8 protein-coding genes and 1 pseudogene are annotated in these 10159 nt (G+C 40.7%); 1 reads left to right on the top strand and 8 read right to left on the bottom strand.

The genetic code is table 11. The features are described from left to right. From AB9H30_RS06835 to AB9H30_RS06800, 8 genes and pseudogenes are all read right to left on the bottom strand, one after another. Positions 1–629, bottom strand: a pseudogene (locus tag AB9H30_RS06835) (transposase zinc-binding domain-containing protein); the annotation flags it as partial. 82 nt (positions 630–711) lie between these two features. Beyond that, complete coding sequence (locus tag AB9H30_RS06830; protein WP_371193906.1) at positions 712–1395, bottom strand: alpha-L-rhamnosidase N-terminal domain-containing protein; 684 nt, start codon at positions 1393–1395, stop codon at positions 712–714. A gap of 67 nt (positions 1396–1462) precedes the next feature. Next, positions 1463–3325 carry a TonB-dependent receptor plug domain-containing protein gene (locus AB9H30_RS06825; protein WP_371193905.1) on the bottom strand — a complete coding sequence of 621 codons (1863 nt, stop codon included), beginning with the start codon at positions 3323–3325 and terminating at the stop codon, positions 1463–1465. A gap of 69 nt (positions 3326–3394) precedes the next feature. Beyond that, a complete protein-coding gene (locus AB9H30_RS06820) occupies positions 3395–5812 on the bottom strand; it encodes a PVC-type heme-binding CxxCH protein (protein WP_371193904.1) in 2418 nt (805 codons plus the stop codon). A 286-nt stretch (positions 5813–6098) separates the two neighbouring features. Continuing rightward, on the bottom strand, positions 6099–6722 hold the full coding sequence (locus AB9H30_RS06815; protein WP_371193903.1) for a sulfatase-like hydrolase/transferase: 624 nt from the start codon (positions 6720–6722) through the stop codon (positions 6099–6101). Next, the gene (locus AB9H30_RS06810) at positions 6719–7564 is read right to left on the bottom strand and encodes a sulfatase-like hydrolase/transferase (protein ID WP_371193902.1); all 846 of its coding nucleotides are present in this window, start codon (positions 7562–7564) and stop codon (positions 6719–6721) included. The genes AB9H30_RS06815 and AB9H30_RS06810 overlap by 4 nt, the downstream gene beginning before the upstream one ends. Before the next feature lie 162 nt (positions 7565–7726). Next, positions 7727–8311, bottom strand: coding sequence for a heparin lyase I family protein (locus AB9H30_RS06805; RefSeq protein WP_371193901.1), 585 nt, complete (start codon positions 8309–8311; stop codon positions 7727–7729). Positions 8312–8581: 270 nt separating this feature from the next. Further along, positions 8582–8857, bottom strand: a complete 276-nt coding sequence (locus AB9H30_RS06800) for a hypothetical protein (RefSeq protein ID WP_371193900.1) — start codon at positions 8855–8857, stop codon at positions 8582–8584. Positions 8858–9310: 453 nt separating this feature from the next. On the opposite strand from AB9H30_RS06800, the gene AB9H30_RS06795 reads away from it, so the two are divergent. After that, complete coding sequence (locus AB9H30_RS06795) at positions 9311–9946, top strand: hypothetical protein (protein WP_371193899.1); 636 nt, start codon at positions 9311–9313, stop codon at positions 9944–9946. Positions 9947–10159: the final 213 nt, after the last annotated feature.

Here is a 10159-nt window from a genome sequence, read left to right as displayed (position 1 = left end):
TGCCACCCCATGAATTTTCGCTAATTGTGCCTTCAAGAAACAGCATATGGAAGTGGATGTTTAGATTCAACGCGCTGCCAAAGCGTTGAATAAGTGTCACAGCCCCCGTATTTTCTTGTTTAGTTGTAAAGCCTGCTTTGTTAACAATGTGAGTGGAAATGGCGCGGTGAATGATTTGCATCACTTTGCTTAACTCACTTGGGTATCTTGCTAGCAGCAAGCGAAGGGGAATGGGTAAACTTAGCACCCACTGGCGCACTGGGTACGCCCTTCAGGAACTGCTAAGCACATCATCAACCAACAGCGCTGCGCTTTCAGCCATTCGTCTTGCGCCACAGCTTGGTCCTGCAGACCGCGACTAGAAATCCACCTCGCTTGCAGCTAAACGCGACTAACTTTTCATGTTTGCAGTCGCCGCATACCACGCGTAGAAAGCCGTGCTCAAGTCGGCCGCAACGCAAGAACTCATCAAACTCACGTTCAACATATTTGGGTAAGTGTTTGCCTTGCTCGGCTAAGCTGGCGGTAAATTCTGGATAGTACCTTTCGACCAACTGATAAAGTAAGGTAGTTTCGGGGCGGTGCCGTTTGTACTTTTGTTGTTGCTGTATCGCCAGCACTTCCTTCATCCTTGAATAGTGGCATTCAAGGATGTCAAACAAGCGCTTAGAAAACGACTGAACTATGAGCCTGATTTTGGGAGGTGAGGTACTATTCAATGCGTTTTTTATAAGGTGTATAGCCAGGCGTTAATATATCACTACCAACGCGTTGACCATTTATAAAGGCTTCAAAAATACCTTTGGCAGTAATATACAAACGTGCCTTTTTAATGCTTTGTACTGTTGTAAATTCAGTGCGTAAATGCTGAGGAATATGAATAGGCGTTTTGTATTCATTCAATGCTATTGGCTCTGGATTATCAATCTCAATCCAATTTGCCGACCAGTCCGAATTTGATAATAAACCCAGTTCAAATTTGGCAATTTCGCTCCAACTTGACTCATTTTTTTGCTCATCCCAAAACTTTACTTGCCAATATACTGCTTGCCTAGACGATAGTGTTTTGCCTTCATAATTGATGAAAGTCGTTTCCCCACTTGGCACAATAGCGCTATCCCAAAGGTCGGGGGTATTAGGTAATAACTCGGCTTGGCTAGCGACAACAATTTGGTATTGTGATTGCGATAAAACATCTCTACTTACGGGCAATTTCCATGAAAAATTAGGCGTAGAGTCATAAAAACCTAAGGCATCAGAAAACCCTTCGTTTATGACTAGATCAAAAGGAGGCATCGACTTTTTTGATGCAGTGGTGTTCACGTCTGAACATGCCTGCAAGGTAAGCATAAAGGCTATAATTACTGATAATATAAACGCTAGTCGTTTGTTCATTGTCACTTTAATCTCCACTTCCTTTCCTGATTTCAATTGCTAGCATATAGCGTTACGCAGGCATATTTTAAAAGCGGTACGTCAAACCCAGGCGAATCTGCGCATCATTTTGTAAAAATCCAACAGAATCTTCAATCTGCTTACCTAGTACATTTTCAATATTTATAGTGATATCAGTATTTGAAGATAAATTAACAACACTGCTGAATCCAACACTTACGTGGCCTGGCAAGCGAACAAAACCCGTTGCAATAGAACTATCCAAAAACTCATCTCGAAAGTCGATATATATCGAGTTATTCGTTTTCTTATATGCAATATCTAAGCTTGCATTTCCACTAATATTGGGACGTTTACGGAGCACTACGCCATCATCAGCGTCTATCTCTAAGTACCTTGTATTAAGAACAAAATTCAGGTGTGAATTAATCTTGGTGATAAAGTCAAATTCCAAACCCGAAGTGTTTACCTTGTTGCGATTAACATTAGTAAACAATGCAGCATCAAAATCGACCAGATCGGTGAAGCGATTCATGTAAAACACGACGCTATATTGAGTATTTTCATTAAATTGACTCGAAAAACCCAAATCAAAATTCTTACTTCGCTCAGGGCGCAAGGCACTATTACCAACCAAAGGGTGGGCTAGTGCAAAAAAGCTAGGTAGCTTATAACCTTCATTATAAGTCGCAAAAATCTGGTATTGTTTGTTAACATTATAGGTTACGCCCAACCTAACACTTGTTTCATTGTCAAAGCTTTGTGGTAAATCAAGTCGAGCACTAAGCTCAAAGGTCAGATTTTTTGCGCTATGCTGCAGTTCTGCATAGGTAGAATTTATATCTTGAGAGAAGTCATAATCGACCTGCAAAGGCCCCCCGCCAAAATCTAGCTCCCCTCTATTTTTGCCGTCTTGCGTGCGGTGACTGCCCCCAAATATTAAGTCTGTGTTATCGGTGATTTGAAAATTGGAATATAAATCAAACTCAAGCTTTTCATATGTTGATCGTATATTACTAGGTGGGATCCCTGAGAACACTCCTTCGGATATACCAGGGTTAATAATACCTTCTTCTCGACGTAACCATGAAAGCTGGGCTGACAAGCTTAAGCTATCACTTGCGTTTACGGTAGACGTTAGTCCCATTAATGTCTGTTTACTATCGCGCTGTTCTGCAATTTTTGGCATGGCAAATACTTCACCACCCGAGTCCTCGGTAAAACCACTGACATCAGATTGATTGTGAGTTAACAAACCCGCTACATTATGATTTGTTCCTTGATAACGCATTTTTAGCAATATCTGATCAGACGCTAGTTTTTCAAATGAAGATACTGCTTTATTTTGACTTGAAAGAGACGCTAACACGGTCAAATTTTCATAGGCTTGATAGCTCGCCGTTAAACTGGCGTTCAAATCTTTGTTATTTCCTAGTTCTAATCCAAGTACAGGTGAAGTTGTATCTCTGGTAACAATATTTATCGCACCACTAATTGCATCGCCACCGTATATTGTGTTCACGCCACCTCTGAACACTTCAATTCGCTCAATAGCTGACGGGTTTATTTGATTAAAATCAAAACCTCCACCACGGCTGTTTGTGCTGTCATTAACAGGAATTCCATCAATGGTCACTAAAGTAAAATTAAACTCCCCACCCCTTATACTCACAAAAGGTAAACCACCGGCACTTCCATTTTCGGATACATCAACATGTGGTAAGCGTTTTAAAAGATCGGTAGTGGAAGCAGGGTTTATTTGCTCGATTTGTTCTCGAATAATGACGCTATAAGCACCTAGAACACCCTCGTTTAGTCGAGTTCCACTAACTTGGACCACTTCAACGCTACTTTGCTCTTGTGAATATACGTTTTCAGCAAAACAAAATAAAATCACACTTACAAGCAGAATTGAGTCACTTAATCTCATAGTTTAACCCTTTACTTAGATGAAGCTAAGCTATTCAAATAGGTCTTTCTAATGCCGTCCACTCTTAAACTAATCATTTTTTGAACGGTCAATTAATTCTGCTTCTGTATATGGCATTTGCCTGTCGCTTGTTTGCGTTCTGAATTTAGTCACAACGTTACCACCAAACGGATGTGCTTTATTTCCCCAATTGTTTCTAATGTATGTGCTTATATCAGCAAGTTCTTGATCGCTTAGACTTTGAGCAAAGCCAGGCATGATCATACTAATGTCATATTTTTTGTTATCAACAGTGATTGGCCCCATCAATCCATGAAGCAAAACTTTCGCTAATATTTCTGGATTGCCAATAACCCACTCACTATTAACAAGTGGTGGCCCCATGCTGTTGATACCTTCTCCGTCTTGCCCATGACACCCAAAACATGCAGCCTTGCCGTCATACAATGCTTTCCCACGTTTGTACATGTTCTGTTGGCCTTTACTCAAATTAAGCACATTACTATTGGCTATGTCTTTACGACCTACTTTTGCTAACAAATCTGTAAATTCAGTATTGTTAAACGTATCTTTGGCGTCTAAATATTGAGCAAACTCTTTCTCCTTGCCAGTAAGTCCATTTATGACAGCTTCATACACATAGGGCTTTCCTCCATACAAGTTTAGCACTTGTTCAAGCGCAGGAAGCGCCAATGGACTATCAATTTGGCCCGCTACTAAAGCCACGTTCACGCCTAATTCGTAATTATCATCATGTAAGGTAAATAGTTTTTGCGCCAAGCTCTCATGATCATTTTTAGACAGTCGAGTACTCAACTCTATACCTGCCACTTTTACTTTGTCGTGCTTATCGAGTAACGCTAATTCAATAGTTTCAATATCTATTGCATCTAAGCCCTCAAGTGTCCAAAGTGCATTGATTCGAGCGATATGACTTTGACTGTTTTTAACAATATCTTTTATCTGCGGGACCAGCGATTGTAGATAGTTTTGCACAATTAATTGGCGTGCCATATCTCGCCACCAACCATTTGGATGTTCAAGGTGGGTGACCCATTTTTGCGGGTTTTCTGATGTCATGCTTGGAAGCGACCCCAACGGTCTTTGTGCCCATCGCAGCCTATATATTCGTCCCATACCAGCATTATGTTTTTGTAAATCGCGAGATTCGTATTGTTCTCGTAAATATGTTGTCAAGTAATCAGCATGCTGAATCACGCCATGATACATATCCACAATATACAAAGTACCGTCAGGAGCCGTATTCAAATTGACAGGGCGAAAACGCTCGTCTGTTGACGCAAGAATTTCTGCTTGAGGATAGATTTCTGTTCCCTCAAGCTTTCCTTCAACTTGCGTCACTCTGCGCACACTAATTAGGTTACCAGCAGGTTCAGGTGTAAAAGACACACCATAAAATTCTTCTGGAAATTGATCTCCTCGATACAGATTATTCCCCGATGCGGCCGTGTATTTATTAAGTTTGCCTTTGTTTGGCCCTTCTGCAACAAGCGTGTTTGGTAAGTATGCTCTGTTTACCCCAGGGTTTATTCTGATAGGAAAAACATGATTTGAGCCTAAGGTGTTGGCATCGACAGCAAATTGCAAACCTGGGTTATTCATTAATGCACCTGGTCTCAAATATTCACCGCGTGCTGCCGAACTATTACCATTATGATAAAGGCGTCCATAATCATCTGAGCTAATCCCCCACTGTCCGCGATTCTCGGTAGTGGATAAGAGCATTTTCCAATATTTGTTGCGATATATTTCTTCGGCACTATCAGGAATTGCTGAGTTTAAAGGCACAACTCTATACTTGCGATTACTCTTAGCGTTGTAATACCAATTATCAAGCGAATAGTGCATAGCATTAGGTTTATGTTCTACGTTTCCACCCTTTGCGTAAATTGGGTCCACTACTTCATGTATGCCAACGCTATTATCTTCGAGAATTTCTGCAAAATGGAGTGACTCATGACTGGCATATAATATTCCACCTTTGACCATAGATATGGTCCTAGGAAGAACAACATCGTTTAAAATAACGGTACGTTTGTCAATTTTGCCATTTGCATCTGTATCTTCAAGTAAAACAACACGGCCTTGGGGAACCTCTTCATTATTTGCATCTAAGTCAGGCATATAAGTCTGCATTTCTACAGCCCAAATACGACCATTCGCATCAAACGCAATATCAACTGGACTTTGAATAAGAGGCTCTGCAGCGACATTTTCAATAACAAATCCATCTTGCACATGAATAGATTGGAGCGCTTTTTCTACATTTAGCACTGGTGCTGGAGGTATTTCTTCGGCAGGAATAGGTGCCGTCATATCGTGACCAAGCCGATCACCTTTATTTATTTTAGTTTCGGAGTTATTAGTTGTAAGAGCAGCAGCATTGTTAATCACGAGCAACAATATACAAGCAAGCACCTTCTTTGCACGTTGTTTAAAGCCAATTGTAACTTGATGATCTGACATAAAACTCGTTAATCGTGTCCTAACTTTACCTTTATTCATCGTTGTTTCTCGCTACGTTCGATGCTCAATCAGCCATACAAAACTAACCATGCAATCAGCAGACTTTGTCTACTTAGCCGCTTAATTACTATACAATTTTGAGATATTAACAGATTGGGCGATGCCACAAAAGCATATTTGACTACTTATGATTGAATATGAACACCTATGATAGTTGTTGGCGTAAAAAGTCAGGCTGCCAAACCCTTAGGGTTTGAAATAGGCAGTTAATTCGAGCCAAATAACGTTAAAACTTCTCGTTCAATTTCATCTTGCTTTTTAGTATTGCAAGCATTTTTTCAACAACTTCTGGGTGCTTTTCAGCTACATCTTTAGTTTCTTTTTCCTTACTCGTCAGGTCATACAACGCCAGCCCTTTGTTGCCAAAACGGGTTAACCGAAAATTGCCCATACGCAAGGTGTGCTTGCCTCGCCAATATGAATAAGCGGTATCTCCTTGCTCATTTGAATCATTTAGCAACTTGAGCATGGATTGCCCATGCAATAACTCATCTGGTACAGGTAATCCCACTAATTTTGCTAAGGTTGGAAAAATATCGACAGTTTCAACAACAGCATCTGTACTTGCGCCAGGTTCAGGCATATCTGGGTAAGCAATTAATAGAGGTGATCGCAGCGCTTCTTCATACAAGTTATGTTTGCCCCACATAGCGTGTTCACCTAAATTCCAACCGTGGTCTCCCCATAAAACAACTACCGTATTTTTATCTGCCCCAGATGCTTTTAGCATGTTTAGAATTTTGCCCACTTGTGCGTCAACATAACTCACACAAGCTGCATAGTGACGACGAACTAATTCAGCAAAGGCTTCATCTTGCAGCGGATTTTTACCCCAACGGTTATATTTCATAAACTCATTCGAGTTGAACCAAGTGGATGGATCTTGTGGTTTATTCGGGAAAGGATTTTTTGGGAACTCAACCCCCTCGTATAAATCGAGATATTTTTTAGGTGCGCCAAATGCAAATGCGGGCGAATAAGCCCCACAGCTAAAAAGAAAGGATTTTCAGGTGATTTGCTTAGTTGCTGAAGTTGTCTAATGGCTTCTTCGGTGATCAGGCCATCTGGATAAATATTGTCATCACCTTCTACTGCTTGAAAAACGCTCATTTTTGAAGCGTTAATGCGAACTTCACCGAAGGCTAAACCATGCATCGCTCCCTTTGGCGTTCCCCACTCACCAACCGGCATCAAGCTTTTCGTCCAACTATTAGGCATTTCTAATTGCGTGGCGTCATCCCAATTTTTCCCGATTTTTCCACCAGGATAATGAGAAACTTTACCGACAGAGACCGTAGTATACCCATGAGATTTGAACCACGCCGGCATACTTGGCGCAATTTGCTTAGAGCCTTCTAATAGAGCTTTCCCCCTTGCTTGGATAGACTGATTACTGTAATGGCCATATCGACCGGTTAACAACGAATAACGAGACGGCCCGCAACTGGGTGAATTTACAAAATGATTAAAAAACAGCCGGCTACTTTCAGCTAGCTCATCAATATTCGGCGAGTGAATATGTGCTGCGCCAAAAGATTTTAGCTCTGGACGTAAATCGTCAATGGCGATAAATAAAATATTCTTAATTGGCGCTTGTGCTGTTGTTTTTTTAGTTGCTTCTTCATTAGATAAAACTGCACACCCCTGCCCCAAAAAAATGCTACCGAGCAAAACACTGAATCTTACAAACATGATTTTTGCCTTCACTTTATTTTCCCTTAATATAATAGTGTTATCGAAAATAACGTATCTTAGAAGCTAAGTGGCCTTAACAAATAGCCGCGTGTTTAGTCCAGCAAACTTTTAAGGTAAAGAAGTACAATAAAATGGCTACGTTAGGTTTATTTCTTTATATTATTGCTCAAAATACCCAGGTGCAACATCGTAGTAGCCAGCTTCTTCATGTTCTACGTGGCGCAATTCATCCATAAACATAATAGCATCACTGTTACGAGCAGGATTATATTTACCGGTCTGATACCAGCCCCATGATGGGTAAAGCCCTTTGTCATCATTGTAGCCAAGTTTGATGTTGGTGAGTTTTACCATTTGCTTACCATTGATCCACATGTTGATGTAGCCTTCTTCTTCAAAAGGGTTGGAGCTTATTTCAAACACAAAGTCGAGCCACTTGTCTTTGTAATCTGCAATATTGACTGGCACCGTAACTTTCCCACGTCCTTGCCCACCGGTGTCTACTGCAAACTTTCTAGCATCCCATCCATACCCAATATCAAAACCCTTGTTGGTAATAGTCAGGGCCAATGGCGGATTGCGACCGGGTTCTTTTCCTTGTAGGGTTTTATCGGGAGCCCCGTGTAGCTGAAAAAAAAGCGGATTGTGGTTATTAGTCAGTTTGGTGCTCTTGCTTGGAAAATAGACACTAAACCCATGCCATACGGTTGCCGTGTGGCTACTGGCGTTTGTACCATGAAACATAGCTTTACGGTCTTCATTATCTAACTTGTTTGGATTGCGATTCCACTTAGCAGAGTATAAGTAAAACTAACACTATACGCTACCCTTCGTTACAGCTGGCTTTTAGTTTGGCTAGATGTTCGTTGCGAAGATGATTTAGGCATTTTGGCTAATTGAACAGTTTTCATTGTATGGTCTTTTCAAGTCTTTGGTATAGCAATAATGGAATTTGAGCGCATGTTGCCCTACCATTTCAGAATCTATTTCTTAGTATCTTATTTTGCTTATTGTCTACGCCCCAAAGTTGAAGTCGCGCTGTTCATCAGGTGGTGCACGCAAAGGTGGTAATAGCGTTGTTTGTGAAGAAGTAGGGTATTTTTTATCTAAATGCTCCAGTATTTTTTGAATAACGTGGCTATCTATAATGCAAGCGATGACGCTTAGCGGGTTTTGTTTTTTATTGGTGAGGTTTTGCAAATTAGAAAAATGGTAATAGAACTCTGTGCCAATAACGGCGCATTTCAGGCGCAGTAATATTTGATCGATTGAACAAAGCTGACGTTTCAAATCATATTCTAGACGAAATTCGAACAGTGACTAAAGAAGAGTCTAAGTTAATTAGACCATTACACTTAATAGTGAAGGCTCAATTGGGACGAGGATGTTGGCTCCCCCTTATCTTTCCTCACTTTTACCCATGATTTAGGGTTGGGTTTAGGTAACGGCTTTAGGACATCGCTTTTCCTAGCATAGAACGTTTGCAGATGAGTTTTTTGCTTGGCGCAGTATTCGGGCGCGAGTAAGCCACTGGCTTTGTGAGCGTCAAGCGTGGCTTTCCATTCTTCTTTAGTTCGGCGTTTTCTTCGCATAGTGTTCTCGATTAATTATCAACGACACCTCATCAAAACCGCTTACATTTTTCTTGTACTAAGTATCCTCATAAGATATTTTGAGTTACAACTTGTTAACAAATGGCAAGTTGCGATTTAGAATAAACGCATTACCGTTTGGGGAGGTAACATGAAAAATTCCATACATACAATATACAAATACTGCTTGCTGCTTTTTTTAGCCAATTTTATTCATCCCGCATATGCACAAGAAAATAAGCAAATTGAGCAAGTTTTTGCCAAGTTAATTCAAATATTACCCGAGGGTAGCCAAATTATTGCGCGTCCTTATGCTGAGAGCCTAACGAGTTATGGTGATAAGTTGCAGGCAAAGCTTGTTGATATGCCAAGTATGATTGGCGGAAAAGCGTTTAATGTTAAAACAAAAAAATCCAAAAATGTATACGATGCGGGCGTGAATACGCCTGTTATAGCAGATTTGAAAAAAGGCGATGTGGTCTATATCACGTTTTTTGCCCAAGCAACTAAACTTCCAAAAAACGCAGATAGGATCACCATACATGGTGTTGGTGTGCAGCAAAATGCGCCGCCATATGGTAGTTTGTTTTCTAAGACTATTAGCGTTGATGAAAAAATGCAGTCTTATTCTTTTTCTGGTGTAGCGGATAGAGACTATAAAGCCGGAGAACTACAAGTCGCTTTTCAGGTAGCCAGTGCATCACAAGAAATAGCCTTTGGTCCTGTGTTTTTGTTTAACGTTGGTCAGGGAATAGACCCATCGAGTTTGCCTTATGTAACAAATTAGCCTAATCAGAAGTCAGCGCCTATATGTCAAACATATCACCAGTAAAGCAATCTCTGGTGGGAGTACTTAATGGCCTAGCGTCGAGTGCTTCTATGTTGATTAGGGATGGACCATTCTGGTGTGTTGTTGAAATGCCTACCTTCTTTAATAGAGTGCTTATGACTATTTTTGTCTCTTAAGCTGCACAAAGCGTTTGATGTATCAATCAGCACC

Source organism: Glaciecola sp. SC05, assembly GCF_041380235.1.
In the GTDB taxonomy this organism is placed as follows: Bacteria; Pseudomonadota; Gammaproteobacteria; order Enterobacterales; family Alteromonadaceae; genus Glaciecola.
The sequence above is the reverse complement of the archived record's forward strand: the minus strand, read 5'-3'. Positions and strand labels throughout refer to the sequence as shown.